Annotated in this window: 20 protein-coding genes; 17 read left to right on the top strand and 3 right to left on the bottom strand. The window is 58.2% G+C overall.

Going from position 1 to position 19372, the window contains the following annotated elements:
- Nucleotides 1-17: 17 nt before the first annotated feature.
- The 9 genes from IOD40_RS02200 (at nt 18) to IOD40_RS02160 (ending at nt 7139) form a co-directional block, all read left to right on the top strand.
- Entirely contained in the window at nt 18-350 is a 333-nt protein-coding gene (locus IOD40_RS02200) for an XdhC family protein (RefSeq protein ID WP_198473815.1), read from the top strand.
- Nucleotide 351: 1 nt separating this feature from the next.
- A complete protein-coding gene (locus IOD40_RS02195; protein ID WP_198473813.1) occupies nt 352-1050 on the top strand; it encodes an XdhC family protein in 699 nt (232 codons plus the stop codon).
- A gap of 5 nt (nt 1051-1055) precedes the next feature.
- On the top strand, nt 1056-2660 hold the full coding sequence (locus tag IOD40_RS02190) for an NTP transferase domain-containing protein (RefSeq protein WP_198473811.1): 1605 nt from the start codon (nt 1056-1058) through the stop codon (nt 2658-2660).
- A 23-nt stretch (nt 2661-2683) separates the two neighbouring features.
- A complete protein-coding gene (locus IOD40_RS02185) occupies nt 2684-3532 on the top strand; it encodes an alpha/beta hydrolase (protein ID WP_198473809.1) in 849 nt (282 codons plus the stop codon).
- Nucleotides 3533-3685: 153 nt separating this feature from the next.
- The gene (locus tag IOD40_RS02180) at nt 3686-4159 is read left to right on the top strand and encodes a hypothetical protein (protein ID WP_198473807.1); all 474 of its coding nucleotides are present in this window, start codon (nt 3686-3688) and stop codon (nt 4157-4159) included.
- 193 nt (nt 4160-4352) lie between these two features.
- Nucleotides 4353-4940, top strand: a complete 588-nt coding sequence (locus IOD40_RS02175) for a cold-shock protein (RefSeq protein WP_198473805.1) — start codon at nt 4353-4355, stop codon at nt 4938-4940.
- A 22-nt stretch (nt 4941-4962) separates the two neighbouring features.
- A complete protein-coding gene (locus IOD40_RS02170) occupies nt 4963-5463 on the top strand; it encodes a DUF192 domain-containing protein (protein WP_198473803.1) in 501 nt (166 codons plus the stop codon).
- Nucleotides 5464-5502: 39 nt separating this feature from the next.
- Nucleotides 5503-6276: an alpha/beta fold hydrolase gene (locus IOD40_RS02165; protein WP_198473801.1), complete on the top strand. Its 774-nt coding sequence runs from the start codon at nt 5503-5505 to the stop codon at nt 6274-6276.
- Nucleotides 6273-7139: an alpha/beta fold hydrolase gene (locus IOD40_RS02160; protein ID WP_198473799.1), complete on the top strand. Its 867-nt coding sequence runs from the start codon at nt 6273-6275 to the stop codon at nt 7137-7139. The genes IOD40_RS02165 and IOD40_RS02160 overlap by 4 nt, the downstream gene beginning before the upstream one ends.
- A 3-nt stretch (nt 7140-7142) precedes the next feature.
- Here the strand turns inward: IOD40_RS02160 and IOD40_RS02155 are convergent, their stop codons facing one another.
- Nucleotides 7143-7922 (bottom strand): enoyl-CoA hydratase-related protein, encoded by a 780-nt coding sequence (locus IOD40_RS02155; protein ID WP_198473797.1) that lies wholly within the window; start codon nt 7920-7922, stop codon nt 7143-7145.
- A 126-nt stretch (nt 7923-8048) separates the two neighbouring features.
- Between IOD40_RS02155 and cysE the strand changes: the two genes are divergently transcribed.
- Together cysE and IOD40_RS02145 are read left to right on the top strand one after the other, a co-directional pair.
- Entirely contained in the window at nt 8049-8864 is an 816-nt protein-coding gene (cysE, locus tag IOD40_RS02150; RefSeq protein WP_198473795.1) for a serine O-acetyltransferase, read from the top strand.
- Between the two features lie 107 nt (nt 8865-8971).
- Nucleotides 8972-9181, top strand: coding sequence for a DUF3126 family protein (locus IOD40_RS02145; protein ID WP_198474243.1), 210 nt, complete (start codon nt 8972-8974; stop codon nt 9179-9181).
- Nucleotides 9182-9238: 57 nt separating this feature from the next.
- Here the strand turns inward: IOD40_RS02145 and IOD40_RS02140 are convergent, their stop codons facing one another.
- Together IOD40_RS02140 and IOD40_RS02135 are read right to left on the bottom strand one after the other, a co-directional pair.
- On the bottom strand, nt 9239-9730 hold the full coding sequence (locus IOD40_RS02140) for a CinA family protein (protein WP_198473793.1): 492 nt from the start codon (nt 9728-9730) through the stop codon (nt 9239-9241).
- A complete protein-coding gene (locus IOD40_RS02135; protein ID WP_198473791.1) occupies nt 9727-10917 on the bottom strand; it encodes a bifunctional 2-C-methyl-D-erythritol 4-phosphate cytidylyltransferase/2-C-methyl-D-erythritol 2,4-cyclodiphosphate synthase in 1191 nt (396 codons plus the stop codon). The genes IOD40_RS02140 and IOD40_RS02135 overlap by 4 nt, the downstream gene beginning before the upstream one ends.
- Nucleotides 10918-11074: 157 nt before the next feature.
- On the opposite strand from IOD40_RS02135, the gene dusB reads away from it, so the two are divergent.
- The 6 genes from dusB (at nt 11075) to IOD40_RS02105 (ending at nt 19300) form a co-directional block, all read left to right on the top strand.
- Complete coding sequence (gene dusB / locus IOD40_RS02130) at nt 11075-12091, top strand: tRNA dihydrouridine synthase DusB (protein WP_198473789.1); 1017 nt, start codon at nt 11075-11077, stop codon at nt 12089-12091.
- Entirely contained in the window at nt 12088-13221 is a 1134-nt protein-coding gene (locus IOD40_RS02125; RefSeq protein ID WP_325099644.1) for a two-component system sensor histidine kinase NtrB, read from the top strand. The genes dusB and IOD40_RS02125 overlap by 4 nt, the downstream gene beginning before the upstream one ends.
- On the top strand, nt 13218-14672 hold the full coding sequence (gene ntrC / locus IOD40_RS02120) for a nitrogen regulation protein NR(I) (protein WP_198473787.1): 1455 nt from the start codon (nt 13218-13220) through the stop codon (nt 14670-14672). The genes IOD40_RS02125 and ntrC overlap by 4 nt, the downstream gene beginning before the upstream one ends.
- Before the next feature lie 94 nt (nt 14673-14766).
- On the top strand, nt 14767-17031 hold the full coding sequence (locus IOD40_RS02115) for a sensor histidine kinase NtrY-like (RefSeq protein ID WP_198473785.1): 2265 nt from the start codon (nt 14767-14769) through the stop codon (nt 17029-17031).
- Complete coding sequence (gene ntrX, locus IOD40_RS02110) at nt 17021-18385, top strand: nitrogen assimilation response regulator NtrX (protein ID WP_198473783.1); 1365 nt, start codon at nt 17021-17023, stop codon at nt 18383-18385. Before IOD40_RS02115 ends, ntrX begins: the two co-directional genes overlap by 11 nt.
- Nucleotides 18386-18433: 48 nt before the next feature.
- Complete coding sequence (locus tag IOD40_RS02105) at nt 18434-19300, top strand: D-amino-acid transaminase (RefSeq protein WP_198473781.1); 867 nt, start codon at nt 18434-18436, stop codon at nt 19298-19300.
- The last annotated feature ends 72 nt before the right edge of the window (nt 19301-19372 follow it).

Genomic DNA, 19372 nt, shown 5'->3' with positions numbered 1-19372 from the left:
TGCTCAGGGAGGAAGCAATGCACACGACGATTGATGAGGCGCCCGACGCGCTGACAGCAGCAGAGGTTTGGCTTGGTGAGGGCCGCAAGGTTGCGCTTGCCACGGTGATCGAAACATGGGGATCGGCGCCGCGACCGGTCGGAAGCCAGCTCGTAATCGATTCCGACGGAAATTTCCTCGGATCTGTCTCCGGAGGATGTGTCGAGGGCGCGGTTATCACTGAGGCCCAGGACGTCATCGCTGAAAACCAGCCGCGCATCCTTGAATTCGGCGTTGCGGACGAAACTGCATGGCGGGTTGGTCTGTCCTGCGGCGGAAGGATCCGTGTTTACGTTGAACGGTTGAGCTGACGTGGACACATCAATCCTAAAGGCGGTCAACGCAGAGCGCCGCGCCCGGCGTCCAGTTGCTGTGATCACCCATCTAGCGGAAGGACGGTGTCAACTCATCCGCGAAGGGGATGCCGCCCCAACAGGCTTGCATGAGGCGGTCGCTTCGGCATTCCGGACCGGTAAATCGGTGCTAGTCGAGGCGGACGGTCAGTCCCTCTTCTTGAACGTTCACCTGCCGCCGCCACGCCTCGTCGTGATCGGTGCGGTTCATATCAGCCAGGCACTAGCTCTGATTGCTCAGATCGCAGGATTTGACGTCGAGATTGTTGATCCACGAACAGCCTTCGCTACCGCTGATCGTTTCCCTAATTTGTCGCTGCATGCGGAATGGCCGGAACAGTATCTGGCTGATGCCCCGCTGGATCCCTTCACCGCGGTGGCAGCGGTCACGCATGATCCAAAGATCGATGATCTCCCGATCAAAGCGGCTTTGGACACCGGATGCTTCTACGTCGGTGCGCTTGGAAGCCGGAAGACCCACGCATCAAGAGTAAAGCGCCTCCTTGAATCTGGAGCCAGCGAAGAACAGATCGCGCGGATTTCTGCCCCGATCGGTCTGGATATCGGCGCTTCATCCCCCGCTGAAATCGCGGTCGCCATAATCGCGGACATTGTCAGGGCGCTCAGGACGCGCGGCCTGCCTGCAGAGCCGGGGTGAACGAGATGAAGTTCGGTTCGCTTCCTGTTCAGGCCGCCGAAGGAGCAATCCTGGCCCACAGCATTTCGGTGGGTGGGAAATCATGGCGTAAGGGCCGGGTGATCTCAGACGCCGACATCGCCGAATTGGAGACAAACGGCGTCGCCAAAATCGTTGTAGCCAAACCCGGTCCGGACGATCTTGACGAAAACGCCGCGGCAGAACGGATCGCATCTGCCTTGGCAACGCCGGAAATTGAAGGGCGAGCAGCTTCAACCGGACGCGTCAACCTCCACGCGGTCGTTGGCGGGGTCGTGACGGTCTCGAGCGTCCACATCAATGCACTCAACCGCGTTGATCCAGCCATTACGCTTGCCACCCTTCCTGACTATGCCGCCGTAGAGCCGGGGCAGATGGTCGCGACCGTTAAGATCATCCCATTTGCTGTACCGGCACGGCTTGTCGAAGAAGCGCGTGCGCAAGCAATGGCGGCGCGATTGATCAGCCTGCACCCGTTCCACCAGCGCAAGGTTGGATTGATCCAGACGCAATTGCCAACGATCAAGAAGAGCGTGCTCGACAAGACCGTTCTCCGAACCGCAGAGCGCCTTGCACGGTCCGGCAGCATCATCGGGGATGAGGTGCGGGTGCCGCATCACGCTGACGAAGTCGCTTCTGCAGCCGCGAGACTTGCTGAGCACCATGACATCGTCCTGATTTTCGGCGCGTCGGCGGTAGCGGACGCTGACGATGTCATTCCGGCTGCGATACGGCAGGTCGGGCGGGTCGAGCGGGTGGGAATGCCTGTCGATCCGGGCAACCTCCTCGTGCTTGGGGAGATCAGGGATAAACCCGTCATTGGTGCTCCCGGATGTGCCAGAAGCCCCAAGCTCAACGGTTTCGACTGGGTACTGAACAGGCTTCTCGCCAACCTTCCTGTGGGAGACAGCGAAATTGCGGGATTGGGGGTAGGGGGACTGCTGATGGAAATCGAATCTCGGCCTCAACCCCGCGACCCTAAACCGGCAGCAAAAATTGACGTCGGCGCGGTGGTGCTTGCTGCGGGCAGGGGCGAACGTATGGGCGGGCCGAACAAGCTGCTCGCCCACTTTGACGGAGTTCCCCTCGTCCGCAAGGTCATCGAGCGGGTTCTTGCGTCGAAAGCAAAGACCTGCATCGCCGTGGTCGGTCACGAGGCGGAACGCATTATCGATACTATCGAGGATCAGGCCGTCAGGATTGTCAGCAACGCCAACTATATGACGGGGCTGGCGTCGTCCCTGAAGGTAGGTATCGCAAACCTGCCACCGGACATTGCCGGTGCGATCATCGTGCTTGCAGACATGCCGCAGGTCGAGACCGTTGATCTCGACCTGTTGATCAGAAAGTTCATAGATGCAGGCGGCAGGTCTGTCGTTCGCGCAACCCATTCTGGCAAGCGCGGCAATCCGGTCATCCTGCCGCGCTACCTCTTCGAAGCGGTAGCGAGGCTGGAGGGAGATACGGGAGCCCGCCATCTCGTTGAATCCAGCGACATCCCCGTAATTGATGTTGAACTCGGGAATACGGCGAGCCTCGATGTCGACACTCCAGAAGCGCTGGCCCACGCTGGCGGGATACTCCAGGGATGATGGCCGCGGCGAGGACATGTCTGATGTGCCTCGCGCTCACTATCCTGGTGGGAGCGTCAAAATCGCCTCTCGTGGCTCCTTATAAGGATGAGCTATTCGCCTATCCGAGTTTGCTCGCATCTGCGCATCAGGGCGCATATTTATCGGTCGATTACCGTGCCGAGCGCGATATACGCCAGCGAGATGCAATACCCGAGAAGCAGGTAAAGCCACGCTACGTTGACCTATATCCGAGGAAATACCAACGCGATCTCAGCCTTGAAACCGAAGCTGGTCGCCTCCCGCACATTGCCGTTGGAACGCGTGAACGAGCACGCTTCATCGTTGTCTATGTGCACGGACAAGGGGGCAACCGCACTCAGGGCATGAACGACCATACTTTCGGCGGAAATTTCAACCGTCTGAAAAATCTGGCTGCCCGCAATGATGGGCTCTACCTCACTGTCGACTTCTCGAATTTCGAAGCGGCAGGCGTCAGCCAGGTCAAATATCTCATTCACAAGTTCAGGGAGCTGTCACCGCGTGCTCCGGTATTCGTCGCCTGCGGCTCAATGGGCGGGCGAATTTGCTGGGCATTGGCACAAGACAAAAAACTCGCTCCGAGGCTCGGCGGCCTCATCCTTCTTGGCTCGCATTGGGACCGATCTTTCCTGAACAGCGCAGCGTTCCGCTCACGAGTTCCCATTTATTTCGGACACGGAAGTGCCGATCGGGTTTTTCCTATCGAAACTCAGGAAGCATTCTTCCGGAGCATCCGTTCAAAGGATCCCGCATATCCCGTCCGCTTTGTTCGGTTTGAAACCGGAAGCCACGGCACGCCCATCAGAATGGTCGATTGGAGAGACACGCTTAACTGGATGGGATCTGTTTAACGGTAGTAAACGGATGCAAACTGTTTGTTAATCAAGAAATTCAGTCGTCAGACCGTTCCGTTGACTTGCCTTACGCAAGGGCGGAATGAATTCAGAACCTTTTAAACATCTGGGCGTTAGCCTCTCGAAACAACAAATCTAAGGGAGGCCCCTGTGGCCGCCGACGTCAAGCTCGATTTCACATCACTCCTGGACGACCTTATTGCTGCCTCGGAAGCAGCAGAGTCCAATGAGGGACGAGAAAAGATCTGCGCACCTTCGCTGCGAGTTGACATGCTTGAGCAGATCGAACGGTTGCAGGCGGAAAATATTGCTCTGTTTCCGGAACGAGCAATCAAGGAATACGAAGCGGATACGAGAGCTCCACGTGCGTCTACAGGCGCGGATGACGCTGCGCCACATCTGCAACCTGCGCTTGAAGATTTGTTCTTCCTAGATCCGCAGTCGATATCACGCGAGCTAGGTATCGATAAGGCCCGCCGACTAGATGAACTCGACCGTGCGCGCCGGGTATTTGCCAAACGCTATCACCCGGATCGGGTGCCGGAGGAGTTCCGCGAGCGCGCCGCATTGCGGATGCAGATCGCCAACATGCTGATTGACGACGCGAAACGGTCCCGTCGCTAACCGACGATCGAGCTTTTCCATGATTCAATACACGCTCGGAAGCCGCGGTTTCTAAACGAAATCGCGGGCTTTGCTTCTGTGTATTCGTCTACGATATGTTGAAAATTGTTTCACGCCTATTGCTATGGCGACAACCACCGGTGTTATCCTTCGGTTAAGAATCAGTAGCCGATCGAACGAGAGGTACGTCGGTATGGGGGATAAAGCCTCTTTTGAGGGGCGGTACGCGACCGGTACGGATGCTCTGGATGACACCAACGAGGTCGATCTGACCGAGGTGTCCGGTGCCATCAAGTGGTTCGACGTCGCCAAAGGATACGGTTTCATTGTCCCTGACGAGGGTGACTTCGGGGATGTCCTCCTGCACGTAACGTGCCTCCGCAAGGACGGCTTCCAAACCGCCCTGGAGGGCGCACGTATCGTCTGCCTGATACGGCGGGGAGAGAGAGGCTTCCAGGCGTTCAGAGTCATCTCCATGGATAATTCGAGCGCTGTCCATCCCGCAGAACAGCCCCTGCAACGAACGCACGTCTCGGTTGTGGCTGAGAGCGGACTTGAGCGCGCTTTAGTGAAGTGGTTCAACCGGACCAAGGGGTTTGGCTTCCTGACCCGCGGCGAGGGGACCGAAGACATCTTCATCCATATGGAAACCTTGCGCCGTTATGGTCTAACGGAGCTACGACCGGGTCAGGTCGTCCTCGTTCGGTACGGCAATGGTGATAAGGGCCTTATGGCTGCCGAAATTCATCCCGATATCGGGACCTTGCCGGTTGCCCATTAAACTCCACCGGCAGGGAGTTATCATGCATCGTTCACTTTCCGTTGGGATCCTGTTCGCGCTTCTCAGTATTTTTCAGGCTGTAGCGCCAGCTTCAGCACAGATATCAGCGGGTGCTGAAGCTCCGATGATATTGCCGGTCGATGAAACCATGCTGGTTGCCGAGACCGCAAATGGTCAGCGAAGCTTCTCGATTGAAGTTGCCGACGAGGACCACGAGCGTGCTGCAGGACTGATGTTCCGGACCGAGATGCCGGACGACCGCGGGATGCTGTTTGTGTTCGAGGCAACACGCCCGGTTTCCTTCTGGATGAAAAACACGCCAATGGCGCTGGACCTAGTCTTCATCGGTGAGGACGGAAACGTCCTCGCGGTCCTGCCCGGCGAGCCATTTTCGACAGCCTCGATTACTCCAGGCCAGCCGACGCGATTTGTTCTTGAACTGAAAGCCGGAACCGCCGAAAAGACGGGGATCACCGAGGGCGTCCGTTTGCGCCATCCTCGTATAGATCAGGTCGCAGGCTAGTCAGCCACCGCGCCTTTTGTGGCGAGTTAGAAATCACAAATGCAGATTTTCAACAATGACGGCTTCGAGATCGCCTTTGTCGATCAGCAGCCAGTTTCGGACGGATCAGGCGAGCCTGTCCTCCTCATCCACGGATTCGCGTCGAGCCATCTGGTGAATTGGGTTGCGCCTGGCTGGGTGAAGACACTGACAGAGGCGGGCTATCGCGCCATCGCCCTGGACAATCGAGGGCACGGGCGCTCGACCAAGAGCTACAATCCCGCCGCATATACGCCGGCAGAAATGGCGGACGATGCCGCTGCTCTCCTCGACCACCTTGGAATCGAGAAGGCGCATATCTTCGGCTATTCGATGGGCGCGCGTATTTCGGCGTTCCTTGCATTGGCTCACCCGGAAAAGGTCGCCACGCTCGTACTTGGCGGGCTTGGCTACGGGATGGTCGATGGTGTCGGCGATTGGGACCCGATTGCCGAAGCATTGGTCGCACCGGATCCAGAGACCATCACCCACCCACGCGGAAAGATGTTCCGCACCTTCGCCGATCAGACGAGAAGCGACCGACAAGCTCTTGCCGCTTGCATCGCGACCTCGCGCGAACTTGTATCGGATGCGCAGATGGCGAGCATTCTGGCACCTGTGCTGGTCGGCGTGGGCACCAAGGACGACATTGCCGGTTCCGGGGAAAGGCTCGCGGCTCTTCTTCCTCACGGCACTGCATTTGATATTGAGGGCAGAGATCATATGCTCGCCGTCGGTGACCGCACCTTCAAGGCAAGGGTTCTGGAGTTCCTTCAGGAACATCCGATCGCATGAAGTCCACAGCGCTGAATCTCACGGGTTCGGAAAAGAACAAGCTTTGTGCGGATCTTTGGGGCAGCGCTGGCCACCCTGTCATATTGCTTCATGGTGGTGGGCAGACGCGCCATTCGTGGGAGAAAACTGCCCGGCAGATTGCGCAAAGCGGGATGCGTGCGATCACAGTTGATTTGCGCGGCCATGGCGACAGCGAGTGGGTGCCGAGTGGCGATTACACGTTCCGGGCATTCGGCACAGACGCCACGACAATGTTCCGACACGTGGCAGAAATGTGCGGCGAGGCGCCATCGGTCATTGGTGCATCGCTAGGCGGCCTCTCGGCGCTGATTGCTGAAACCTCGAGCGGGCCGCTGATACGCTCACTCGTGCTGGTGGACGTAACCCCTCGCATGGACCCTGAAGGTGTCAGCAAGGTTCAGGGGTTTATGGGCCAGCGCCTGGATAGTGGGTTCGTTTCGCTTGATGAAGCAGCAGACGCGATCGCTGCCTACCTTCCCCATCGTGAGCGTCCGGGAAGCCTTGGCGGACTACGCAAAAATCTACGCCTTCATCAAGATGGCAGATACCGCTGGCACTGGGACCCGGTGTTTATAAACGGAGACCGAAACATCGGCGCCGGCTCCGAAGAAATCATGGAAGAGGTGACCGCCCGGCTGCCATTTCTGAAAGTGCCAACGCTTCTGGTGCGGGGCATGCAGTCCGAGTTGGTTCACGAGGAGCATGCAAGGGAGTTTGTTACATTGGCACCATGTGCGCGCTACGTGGATATCGGCGGAGCAGGGCACATGATCGCCGGCGACAAGAACGATATCTTCTGCGACTCGGTCATGGATTTCCTCAAAGAGGAAGCGTTCGCCTGACGGTCAGCAGCCGTGGAATATCGGTAGGCGGCGCTCCATGAAGGCATCTCGCCCTTCTGCATAGTCGGCACTTTCGAATGTCGCATCGCCCAGCGCTTCCGCTTCTTCAAGTTCGCGTGCCCGCTGTGTCAGCGTCGCGTTTACCGATGCCTTTGTTGCACGCAGGGTCAGAGGCGCGTTCGCAGCAATCTCGGAAGCTAGATGCCGCACATGGTCGTCATGTTCGACCGGAACCACCTTCATCAAGAATCCCGCTGCAAGAGCCTGATCAGCGTTGAGGCGATCAGCGCTGTAGACGAGATACTTCGCCAGTTGCGGCCCGACTGCATTCACGATGTCAGCCATGGCATCAACCGGGTAGGCGAGGCCCAAACGTGCCGCCGGCACACTGAAGACGGCTGTAGGATCGGCAATACGGAGGCCGCAGGCTGCGGCCAGACCAAAACCGCCTCCAAAACAAACGCCTTTGATAGACGCTATCGTCGGCACAGGACATGTCCGGATAGCCGCAAACGCACGCGAATTGTCGCGTTCATATGACCGCGCGCTCGTTGCATCGGCGCGCACCTGATCGAATTCGCTGATATCGGCCCCGGAGCAGAAATCACCACCGGCTCCCTCCAGGATCACCACACGAGCAGCCCCATCACTCGATAGTTTAGCGTATATCCGAGCAAGCTCACGCCACATCTCCTGAGACATCGCATTCTTGCGTTCTGGTCGCCGGATTGTGACTGTAACGACATGACCGTCCTGCGTTACGCTCAAGAAACCTGTTTTCACTGATAGGACCTCGTGTTGATGATGGTTTCTTGAAACGCACGATCAGAAGAATTGGGTTTAGTTGACACTCCAAAAGGAATATGGTTCGCCCTCTGACCTCAATAGGCGTTCGATGAGGAAGCCACAATGAGCAGCCGAGCAGTTCGATCACAGACCGTGAAGCCGATAGATCCGATCTGGGATACGATTAGGGCAGAAGCGTTTGCGGCGGTGGAGCGCGACCCGATTTTGTCGGGTTTTCTCTACTCAACTGTACTCAACCAGAGCAGTCTGGAGTCCTCGGTCATCCATCGTGTCTCCGAGCGGCTCGATCATTCTGATCTTCCGTCTGACCTCATTCGTCAGACCTACGAGGAGATGGTCGGCTCTAATCCCGACTGGGGCACTGCAGTACGCGTCGATATCCAAGCGTACTATGATCGCGATCCCGCTTGCGATCGCTTCATGATGCCGATGCTCTACTTCAAGGGCTTCCACGCTATCCAGACCCACAGGCTTGCTCACTGGCTGTGGAATGAGGGACGCAAGGATTTCGCGCTTTACCTGCAAAGCCGCTCGTCAGCGGTCTTCCAGACTGACATTCATCCCGCAGCCCGGATCGGCAAGGGCATCTTTGTTGACCATGCGACGGGTATCGTTGTTGGCGAGACCGCGGTGATCGATGATGACGTTTCGATCCTGCACAATGTTACCCTGGGCGGCACCGGCAAGGCGGGAGGTGATCGCCACCCGAAAATCCGCCACGGTGTCCTGATCGGCGCCGGAGCGAAGATACTCGGAAACATCGAAGTCGGCCATTGCTCCAAGATCGCGGCAGGGTCCGTGCTCCTCAACTCGATCCCCAACAACAAAACCGTCGCGGGCGTCCCGGCGCGCATAATCGGGGAAACAGGCTGCGCCGAGCCGGCGCGGGCGATGGATCAGCTCATCAACAGAAGCTGAGAGGACTATCCCCAGCCTTCACTTGAAAGGCCGCTCACGGGCTTTACATGCCTGTGCTCAGCGTGGCAGAAGCGCCGCTTAAGGCCACAGTCATCGGAGTACAGGTTTTGAAGCCCGACGAAATCAGGAAGCTTGATGCCTATTTCAAGCGCACGTTCCAGAACCCGCAGCTTCAGGTGAAAGCCCGCCCGCGGAAGAACGATTCTTGCGAAGTGTATCTTGGCGACGAATTCCTCGGGATCGTCTTCAAGGACGATGACGACGGCGATCTATCCTACAATTTCTCGATGGCGATCCTCGACGTCGATCTGGACTAATCTAGCCTATTACCTTCCAGAGCAGAGGCGCATCACGTACTCCTGCTCTGGAACCAGCTACCCTTCATTTAGCGCTTCAAGCGCCATTTCGATCGCGTGGTACGCAGCTTGATGTCGGACGTAATCGCGTCCACCGTTCTCGAAAATTCTGCGCTCAGTCTTCGGACCTTGTCCGTTTAGCGCCAAGCCGAACCATACCAACCCTACAGGCTTCTCTTCGCTTCCTCCGTCTGGACCTGCGATGCCTGTCACCGAGAGCGCCAGACCCGCTCGTGATCGGGAAAGGGCACCAACGGCCATCTCCAGCGCCGTTGCCTCCGACACGGCCCCGTGAAGTTCCAAAGTCTCGCCAGCGACTCCCAGCATCTCCATCTTCGCCTCGTTCGAATAGGTAACGAAGCCTCGATCTACCATCGACGAGGAGCCCGGTAGGTCAGTCATCAGCGAGACGATCATCCCGCCGGTGCAAGACTCTGCGGTTGCGACAAGGATCCCGCGCTCCTTACAGATATCGAGGAGCAAGCGAGTGCGTTCGGCGATCTCACTCATTCAGGTATCTCTCCTGGGTACACCACGGTTGCGGTTGCTATTGCAGCGATGCCTTCTTCGCGACCCACGAAGCCCATACGTTCGTTGGTCGTCGCCTTGACGGACACCCGCTCCCCTGAAATCCCCAGCATGTCCGCCAGTTCCTTCGTCATCGCTTCGCGGTTCGGTCCGATTTTCGGTGCTTCGGCGATGAGTGTGATATCGGCGTTTGCGATGCGGCCCCCGCGCGCCCTGACGATGCGAACAGCCTCTTCAACGAAGATGCGAGACGCAGCCCCTTTCCATTTCATATCGGACGGGGGGAAATGGGTGCCAATGTCTCCAGCCCCACACGTGGCCAGCAGCGCATCAGTCAGCGCATGAAGGCCAACATCTGCATCCGAATGACCTGTCAGTGCTTTCCCGAATGGAATAGCGACGCCGCAGAGCATGACATGGTCGCCTTCGCCGAAAGTGTGAACGTCATAACCATTGCCCGTACGCACGTCCGGGAAGTGGAAGTCTGTCAGTCGTGCGTTCGCCATCTCAATGTCCTTTGCCCATGTAAGTTTGACGTTGTCCGGGGAGCCTTCGACGAGTTTCACCGGAATACCCGCCCATTCTGCCAGAGCCGCATCATCGGTAAATTCATCCAGCCCATCCTGGAAAGCCTGCACGTGCGCTGCGAGTATTCTCTTGAAGGGGAAACCTTGCGGTGTCTGCGCCGAAAAGAGATCGGCACGTGGAACAGTAGCAGTCACCGTTTTGCTCAGGTCTGCCCGCTTGATTGTGTCGGAGACTGGAATGGCCGGAAGCGCTCCGACCGAAAGATTCTCACACACCCGCGTGATTAGATCTGCGCTCACGAACGGACGCACTCCGTCATGGATCAATACGCCCTCAAGATCGTGCCCACGCAGCGCAAGGAGCGCGAGCCTGGTCGATGCCTGGCGCGATGCCCCACCTGAAACAACCTGAACATGACCTGCAAGATCGCCAACAGCCCGATGAAACAATTCTCGATCTTCCGGATGAATCGCCACCGAAATCGACGAGATCAGCGGATGCTCCAGGAAGCAGCGCAAGGTGCGCAAGATCACCGGCTCGCCGCCAATTTTCCGGTACTGCTTCGGCCCCTCAACGGATTGCCCAGCGCGCTCACCGCGCCCGGCTGCGACGATTACAGCCCCGATCCTGCGGTTGGTCATGGTCTCAATTTCCCTTCCTGGATTACCTGACCCTTAGTGGCACCAGACCCCGATGGCCAGCCCATAGAAAATCCATTGGCGCAGAATTTTTGCATTGCAGCACACCCCGAACATGTCTACTCCATGAGCAATAAAACAAGATGCTTGGTTTTTGTGCATGACAATTAAGAGCCTGCTGGCTGAACCTATGCAAATCGGAAATGTCTCGATCCCAAATCGTGTCATCCTGGCACCTATGTCGGGCGTGACGGACGAGCCATTCAGGCGCCGAGCCATCAAGCACGGGGCAGGATTGGTCGTGTCAGAAATGGTCGCGAGTGCAGAACTGGCGAAAGGTCGCCGCAACTCGGAGCTCAGGATCAGGCGCCCGGATGTACCGGTGCACATGGTCCAACTTGCGGGACGCGATGCGGACTGGATGGCGGAGGGGGCACGGATTGCCGCAGCCGAAGGGGCAGACATTATCGACATCAACATGGGCTGCCCCGCCAAGAAAGTCACGGGGGGCTATTGCGGCTCTGCACTAATGAAAGAGCCCGACCATGCCCTGAAGCTTATCGAAGCAGTGGTGGCTGCCGTCGAGGTCCCGGTCACCGTCAAGATGCGCCTCGGTTGGGATGACGAGTCAATAAACGCTCCGGATATCGCTGCACGAGCCGAAGGCGCAGGTGTAGCGATGCTGACCATACACGGTCGCACAAGATGCCAGTTTTACAAGGGCAAGGCCGATCGCGGCGCGATCAGGCTTGTGAAGGACCGGGTGTCTATACCGGTCGTTGCCAACGGTGACGTCGCGGATCACGCGGATGCCAGTGACATGTTGGCCAAGTCGGGCGCAGACGCGGTCATGGTAGGGCGCGAACATTACGGACGGCCATGGCTGGCCGGTGAAATCGCCTCTCAGGCAAGTGGGCTGATCGCGAGGCCTGCTCCGCGCTTTGTAACGGAGCTTTTCGATTATATTTCTGAGCACTATCAGGACATGTTAAGCCTTTACGGCACGCAGCAAGGGGTCCGCCATGCAAGGAAACATCTTGGCTGGTACCTCGATCGTCACCTCGCAGGAGTTGATCTGGACCGACGGCAATCAATCATGACCTCCCTAGACCCCGGACATGTCATGAGCACACTCAGGGACGCCATCGGGCAGATCAGCGAGAGGAGTGCTACGTGACTCACCCGCGCTCTGTTCCTGCTGACACAGCGTCTGTCATCCTGAACACAATCCGGCGCCCCGTCATCATGGTCGACAGAACGGGGCACATCATTTACGCCAATGCGGACGCTGAAGACTTCTTTCGGGCCAGCGCGTTGCTGTTGGCCCGTGATGGATTGGGGCGCTTCGTCCCGTTTGGCAGCCCGTTGTTGACCCTTGTGGAGCAGGTGCGGGACCTTCATGCGCCGGTCAATGAGTACCGCGTCGACATTTCCTCACCTCGACTTGGCGAGGATCGGGTCGTCGATCTTTACGTTGCCCCGGTGCCGGAACTTGAGGGGCATGTCGTCATCATGTTTCAGGAGCGGTCGATGGCGGACAAGATCGACCGTCAGATGACGCATCGCGGAGCGGCACGGTCCGTCACCGGGCTCGCTGCCATGCTCGCCCATGAAATCAAGAATCCACTGTCGGGAATACGCGGCGCGGCGCAGTTGCTGGAAAGCGTCGTCGGCGATGAAGATCGCCCATTGGCTCGCCTCATCCAGGATGAAACAGATCGTATCGTGTCGCTGGTGGACAGAATGGAGGTCTTCTCGGACGAGCGTCCGATCGACAGGTTCCCAGTCAACATCCATGTCGTCCTCGATCGGGTTAAGGCGCTGGCACAAAGCGGCTTCGCCAGTAATATCGACATCGTTGAAGAGTACGATCCTTCGCTTCCGCCTGTTTACGGAAACAGGGATCAGCTGATCCAGGTATTCCTCAACCTCATAAAGAACGCGGCGGAATCGATTGGGCAGCGCGCCGGCGGAGAGATCCACCTATCGACAGCCTACCGGCCTGGAATTCGGGTCTCTGTCCCCGGAAGCCAGGACAAGGTATCGCTGCCTCTGGAGTTTTGTGTCCACGACAACGGCGCTGGCGTTCCCGACGACCTGCTGCCGATCCTGTTCGACCCTTTCATCACCACGAAGCCGAACGGGTCGGGGCTGGGTCTAGCTCTGGTGGCCAAGATCGTCGGTGAGCATGGAGGTGTCATCGAGTGCGATTCGGCGCCCCGGGGCACAACTTTCCGTATTCTCATGCCGGCGTGGAGAGAGCCGAAGGACGCGGATCAGAATATCGGTAAGAGGATTTCGGAATGAGTGTTTGTGGGCAAATCCTCGTTGCAGACGATGATGCAGCGATCCGGACGGTGTTGAGCCAGGCGCTGTCTCGCGTCGGGCATGAGGTGAGGGTGACGTCCAACGCATCGACACTCTGGCGTTGGGTGGCAGCGGGCGAGGGCGACATCGTCATTACCGATGTCGTCATGCCGGACGAGAACGCATTCGACATGCTCCCGCGGATCAAGAAAGCTCGACCGGAGCTCCCTGTCGTGGTCATGAGTGCGCAGAACACCTTCATGACAGCTATCCGGGCGTCAGAAGCAGGCGCTTACGAGTACCTTCCCAAGCCATTTGATCTGACCGAACTTTTGGCGATCGTTCAGCGCGCGCTCGTGGAGCCCCGGGGGCGGGTCGCAGACCGACACAACGACGAAGCGCTCGAGAACATGCCGCTGATCGGTCGCTCAAGTGCGATGCAAGACATCTACAGGATGCTTGCCAGGGTGATGCAGACGGATCTAACCGTCATGATCACTGGCGAATCTGGAACCGGCAAAGAGCTGGTCGCGCGCGCTTTGCATGAATATGGACGTCGCCGAAACGGCCCCTTTGTCGCTATCAATATGGCAGCAATACCTCGCGACCTGATCGAATCCGAGTTGTTCGGTCATGAGAAAGGGGCGTTCACCGGCGCACAAAACCGCTCCACAGGCCGGTTTGAGCAAGCAGAGGGTGGCACCCTTTTCCTTGACGAGATTGGCGACATGCCAATGGAAGCGCAAACGCGCCTCCTTCGGGTATTGCAACAAGGCGAGTACACCACCGTGGGTGGACGCACGCCCATTCGCACCGACGTGCGTATCGTGGCCGCGACCAACAAGGACCTGCGCATCCTGATCAATCAGGGCCTGTTCCGCGAAGATCTGTTCTATCGGCTGAACGTTGTCCCGATGCGCCTCCCTCCACTTCGCGAACGGTCGGAGGACGTGCCTGACCTCGTACGACACTTCTTCAAGCTGGCGGAACGGGAAGGGCTGCAATCCAAGCGAATCGCCAGCGGCGGCATCGACCTGATGAAGCGATATTCTTGGCCGGGCAATGTGCGCGAACTCGAGAACTTTGTGCGACGACTCGCAGCGCTTTACCCCCAAGAAGAGATCACGACTGAGATCGTTCAGCAGGAGTTGCATTCGGCGGAGACGCCGCAAGAGCACGCGCCGGGTCCACTCCCAAACGAGGATCTGTCTATTTCGGCGGCTGTCGAGCTTAATTTGCAGAGGTATTTCAGCAGTTTCGCGGGAGAGCTGCCCCCGACCGGCCTCTATGATCGAGTGCTAGCCGAGGTTGAATATCCGCTTATCCTCGCAACGATGACCGCCACCCGTGGCAACCAGATCAAAGCCGCTGAGATCCTCGGCCTCAATCGGAATACACTGAGGAAGAAGATCCGGGAACTGGGCGTCAACGTGTACCGTGCCTCGAAATAGCCATCTAACAATTAGAAATGCCGGATCGCTCGCCCGCTTGTTGCATATTCGCCACAATGCGTTGCATAGATGTCACGCGTGAGGACGTGATCCGATGACAATGCAGACGCCATCGCTGGGTATCCCACTGCAGCCAGCTGCCCCCTCAGCGGACGGCCGTCGGCTGCTCGCGCTTCCGGGCATCCTGGCAATCCTCGGCTCCTTCGTGACAGCTGGTATATCGTTCGCGGTCCTGTTGGGCCTGACGCCGATAACACCGGACGAAACGACCACCCTCGCTCTTATCGCGATAAACGCCGCGTTCATCCTGGTGTTGGTCGCGCTGATATCACGCGAGGTGCACCGCATTTTCATGGCAAGGCGACGCGGCAAGGCGGCGTCACGGCTTCATGTTCGCATTGTCGCAATGTTCTCGCTCGTTGCGGCGATCCCGGCCCTGCTCGTCGCGGTCGTCGCTTCGGTGACGTTGGATCTCGGACTTGATCGCTGGTTCGAGATTCGCACGAAGGTCATCATCAGTTCGTCTCTGTCGATTGCCGAGGCGTACGTTGTCGAGAATGCCAGGAATTTGCAGGGGACAACCCTTTCGATGGCCGGCGATCTCGATGCCAACCGGACCTTGTACACGCTGGATCGCGTTGGTTATCGCACATTCCTAAGCCGTCAGGCTCAGGGCCGGGCGCTGGCTCATGCTGCGTTGATTAGGTCGGATGGCTCGTTTGTCATGCAAGCGGAAACCGGCGCGGATTTTGCTATCCCCCAGCCGCCGATAGAGGCGGTCCAGACGGCATCTGACGGCTTGCCAGTACTCATACCGCCCTCGCAAAGAAACATCGTGGGCGCCATCATCAAATTGCGCGAATTCGAAGATTTGTACCTCTATACAATCCGCGCTGTGGATCCTGAAGTCATTCGCGCACGGCAAATTGTCAGAGCTAATACGGATGAATATCGATCGCTCGAAAGTAACCGCCTGACGACGCAGGTGGCTTTCGCGTTGATCTATCTTGGGGTGACGCTGATCATCGTTCTCTCAGCGATCTGGACCGGTATTGCTGTTGCGGACCGACTGGTTCGCCCCATTCGCCAGCTTATCAGCGCCGCAGATGATGTTGCGACCGGAAATCTGGAGGTAGCAGTTCCAGTCCGCCAGTCGGATGGTGACGTCGCGTCGTTGGGCGAAACGTTCAACAACATGATTCTCGAGCTCAAGTCCCAGCGCAACGAGCTCATCGCGGCAAAGGATCTTATGGACGACCGCCGTCGCTTTTCTGAGGCGGTCTTGTCTGGCGTCTCCGCTGGCGTCATTGGCGTCGACCACGACGGTGTCGTTACCATCGTCAATCGCTCAGCAGCAAAGATGCTGACCCTGCGCGCAGAGAACGTGATTGGTCGGAAGCTCGCCGATCTCCTCCCGCACGTGGGCGCCGTATTCGAAGCCGGACGGGTAGCAGGCAGGGCAGTCTACCGTGATCAGACCACGTTCTACCGCGGGGGAGCGGAGCGAACGTTCGACGTTCAGGTTACGACCGAGGAAGTAACACCGAGCAGCGGACACAACTCATACGTCGTTACTATTGACGACATTACGGACCTCGTTTCCGCTCAGCGTTCTTCTGCATGGGCGGACGTCGCGCGGCGCATCGCGCACGAGATCAAAAACCCGCTTACTCCGATCCAGTTGTCAGCAGAGCGGATCAGACGCCGGTTTGGCAAGGTCATAATTGACGACAAGGAAGTGTTCGACCAATGCACCGAGACGATCATCCGCCAGGTAGGCGACATTGGTCGCATGGTGGACGAGTTCTCATCCTTCGCGCGTATGCCCAAACCGGAAATGAAGGTGATGGACCTGCGTGAGGCGCTCCGTGAGGCGTCCTTCCTTGTCGAAGTGAGCAAGGCTGACATCGACTTCATAAGGGCATTCGGGGACAAACCCTTGCTCGGCAATGGTGATCCACGCCTCCTCGGCCAAGCATTCGGCAACCTCATCAAGAACGCTGCCGAGGCCATCGAGGGTGTCGAGCGTCAGAACGATGAGCGCGGTGCGATCCTCGTCCGAGCTCAGACAAACGCGCGCGAAACGATTATTGATGTGATTGATAACGGGAAGGGACTTCCGCGCGAAAACCGGCAGCGTCTGTTGGAGCCCTACATGACCACCCGCGAGAAGGGGACGGGTCTCGGGCTCGCGATCGTGCGGAAGATTATCGAGGACCATGGCGGTCGGCTGGAATTGCATGACGCTCCGGCCGAGTTCCATGGCGGAAGGGGGGCCATGATCCGCGTCATCTTGCCCGCGATCGAGCAAGACGGCGCATGTGGAACCAGTAGTGGGAAGGTTGAAAATGGCGTCTGACATCCTGATCGTCGACGACGAAGAAGACATCCGTGAGCTCGTAGCCGGCATTTTAAGTGACGAGGGGCATGAGACGCGCACTGCCCATGACGCTGACAGCGCTCTGGCCGCCATCGCCAATCGTGTGCCGCGTTTGGTGTTCCTCGACATTTGGCTGCAAGGCTCGCGGCTGGACGGGCTGGATCTCCTGGATGAGATCAAGAAGCAACATCCGTCTCTGCCGGTGGTCATGATCTCCGGCCACGGCACGATCGAGACGGCCGTGTCGGCAATCCGTCGAGGCGCTTACGATTTCATCGAGAAGCCGTTCAAGTCCGACCGGCTGATTTTGATTGCTGAGCGCGCACTTGAAACGTCGAAACTCCGGCGCGAGCTTTTCGATCTGAAGAAGCGGAGCGGGGAGACATTCGACCTTATTGGTATGTCCGCCGCGATGACGCAGTTGCGTCAGACCATCGAGCGGGTAGCCCCGACCAATAGCCGCATCATGATGATCGGGCCATCGGGTTCAGGCAAGGAAATGGCCGCTCGCGCGATCCATGCCCTTTCCAGCCGCAAGACGGGACCTTTCGTAGCGGTCAACGCAGCATCCATCACGCCCGAGCGCATGGAAGTCGAGCTTTTCGGTACCGAACCCAAGAACGGCGAGCCGCGCAAGGTCGGCGCACTTGAGGAAGCCCACCGTGGCATCCTTTACATCGACGAAGTGGCCGACATGCCGCGGGAAACGCAGGCGAAGATCTTACGCGTTCTTGTCGATCAGCAATTTGAGCGGGTCGGCGGCAGTACGCGGGTGAAGGTTGACGTCCGCATCATTTCATCGACCGCCCAAGATATCGAAACCCTGATCGCACAGGGACGTTTTCGTGAGGATCTGTATCACCGCCTCGCCGTTGTGCCGGTGCGGGTTCCCGCGCTTGCCGAGCGTCGAGAGGATATTCCATTCCTTGTGGACCACTTCATGCGGCAGGTCGCGACACAGGCCGGCATCCGCATGCGCCGCATTGGCGAGGACGCTCTGGCTGTGCTCCAGGCGCACAATTGGCCTGGCAACGTCCGCCAGCTGAAGAACAATATCGAGCGCCTGATGATCCTGGCGCGCGGTGACGATGTCGATGCTCCTATCACAGCCGACCTGCTGCCGCAGGAAATTGGTGACGTGATGCCTCGCACCCCAAATCAGTCGGACCAGCACATCATGGCCCTTCCTCTGCGCGAAGCTCGTGAGCAGTTTGAGAAGGAATATCTCCTGGCGCAAATAAATCGCTTCGGGGGCAATATTTCACGTACCGCAGAGTTCATCGGTATGGAGCGTTCCGCGCTCCACCGGAAACTGCGATCCCTCGGGGTTTAGCCGCTTCACCTCGCCACCCAGCCAACTGACGAACCTTTTTGAGAAAACATGCCGCGCATCGCTTACGTCAACGGACGATATATTCCTCACGCCGAAGCCACCGTCCATGTGGAGGACCGCGGCTATCAATTCGCAGACGGCGTCTACGAGGTCTGCGAGGTCGCGCGCGGATACATCATGGACATGACCCGGCATCTGGATCGCCTGGATCGATCGCTGGGGGAACTCCGCATCGCTTGGCCGGTCAACCGCAAGGCTTTGCAGATGATCATGGCCGAGGTCATCCGGCGGAACAAAGTTGAAAACGGGATGGTGTACGTCCAGGTCACGCGTGGAGTCGCGCCGCGAGACCATTATTTTCCGGACCCCAAAACCCCGTCGTCGGTCGTGGTGACGGCAAAAAGGACGGATACCCTTGCCACCGCTCGCAAGGTTGAAGCGGGTGTGAAAGTTATCACCCACCCAGACAACCGCTGGGAACGCGTAGACATCAAGACAGTCGGGCTTCTCCCGAACGTTCTGGCCCGGCAAAAAGCGCGCGAAGCTGGTGCGGTCGAAGCCTGGTTCTTCGATGCTGACGGAATGGTTACGGAAGGCGCGTCAACGAACGCCTGGATCGTTACCGCAGACGGCACCCTGGTAACGCGCCCCGCCGATAGCGGTATCTTGCGCGGTGTCACCAGAGCGACGGTCATGGATGTCGCTGCCAAGCTCGGTCTCAAGGTTGAAGAGCGAGCTTTCAGCGTCCAAGAAGCTCTCAAAGCCAAGGAAGCATTTATCACTGCGGCCACGACCGTCGTGATGCCGGTCGTTGCCATCGATGACACCCCGGTAGCCAATGGGCACCCGGGAGAAACGACCCTTTCCATTCGGGCGGCGTTTTTCGAAGTTGCGGAGAAGGCAAAGGCCTGCTAACCGCCTATAGTAGCTGCGCATTAGGTTTAGACATGTGCACAGCTGGTCGACCTTTTTGTTTGTGTGCTTGAC

Source organism: Aquamicrobium zhengzhouense (genome assembly GCF_016124105.1).
In the GTDB taxonomy this organism is placed as follows: domain Bacteria; phylum Pseudomonadota; class Alphaproteobacteria; order Rhizobiales; family Rhizobiaceae; genus Aerobium; species Aerobium zhengzhouense.
The sequence above is the reverse complement of the archived record's forward strand: the minus strand, read 5'-3'. Positions and strand labels throughout refer to the sequence as shown.

Bases quoted from the DNA above. Each gene is read 5' to 3' on its own strand.
- IOD40_RS02200 (WP_198473815.1), top strand. From the start codon at position 18: ATGCACACGACGATTGATGAGGCGCCCGACGCGCTGACAGCAGCAGAG.
- IOD40_RS02190 (WP_198473811.1), top strand. From the start codon at position 1,056: ATGAAGTTCGGTTCGCTTCCTGTTCAGGCCGCCGAAGGAGCAATCCTG.
- IOD40_RS02185 (WP_198473809.1), top strand. From the start codon at position 2,684: ATGTGCCTCGCGCTCACTATCCTGGTGGGAGCGTCAAAATCGCCTCTC.
- IOD40_RS02175 (WP_198473805.1), top strand. From the start codon at position 4,353: ATGGGGGATAAAGCCTCTTTTGAGGGGCGGTACGCGACCGGTACGGAT.
- IOD40_RS02170 (WP_198473803.1), top strand. From the start codon at position 4,963: ATGCATCGTTCACTTTCCGTTGGGATCCTGTTCGCGCTTCTCAGTATT.
- IOD40_RS02165 (WP_198473801.1), top strand. From the start codon at position 5,503: ATGCAGATTTTCAACAATGACGGCTTCGAGATCGCCTTTGTCGATCAG.
- IOD40_RS02160 (WP_198473799.1), top strand. From the start codon at position 6,273: ATGAAGTCCACAGCGCTGAATCTCACGGGTTCGGAAAAGAACAAGCTT.
- cysE (WP_198473795.1), top strand. From the start codon at position 8,049: ATGAGCAGCCGAGCAGTTCGATCACAGACCGTGAAGCCGATAGATCCG.
- IOD40_RS02140 (WP_198473793.1), bottom strand. From the start codon at position 9,730: ATGAGTGAGATCGCCGAACGCACTCGCTTGCTCCTCGATATCTGTAAG.
- IOD40_RS02135 (WP_198473791.1), bottom strand. From the start codon at position 10,917: ATGACCAACCGCAGGATCGGGGCTGTAATCGTCGCAGCCGGGCGCGGT.
- dusB (WP_198473789.1), top strand. From the start codon at position 11,075: ATGACAATTAAGAGCCTGCTGGCTGAACCTATGCAAATCGGAAATGTC.
- ntrC (WP_198473787.1), top strand. From the start codon at position 13,218: ATGAGTGTTTGTGGGCAAATCCTCGTTGCAGACGATGATGCAGCGATC.
- IOD40_RS02115 (WP_198473785.1), top strand. From the start codon at position 14,767: ATGACAATGCAGACGCCATCGCTGGGTATCCCACTGCAGCCAGCTGCC.
- ntrX (WP_198473783.1), top strand. From the start codon at position 17,021: ATGGCGTCTGACATCCTGATCGTCGACGACGAAGAAGACATCCGTGAG.
- IOD40_RS02105 (WP_198473781.1), top strand. From the start codon at position 18,434: ATGCCGCGCATCGCTTACGTCAACGGACGATATATTCCTCACGCCGAA.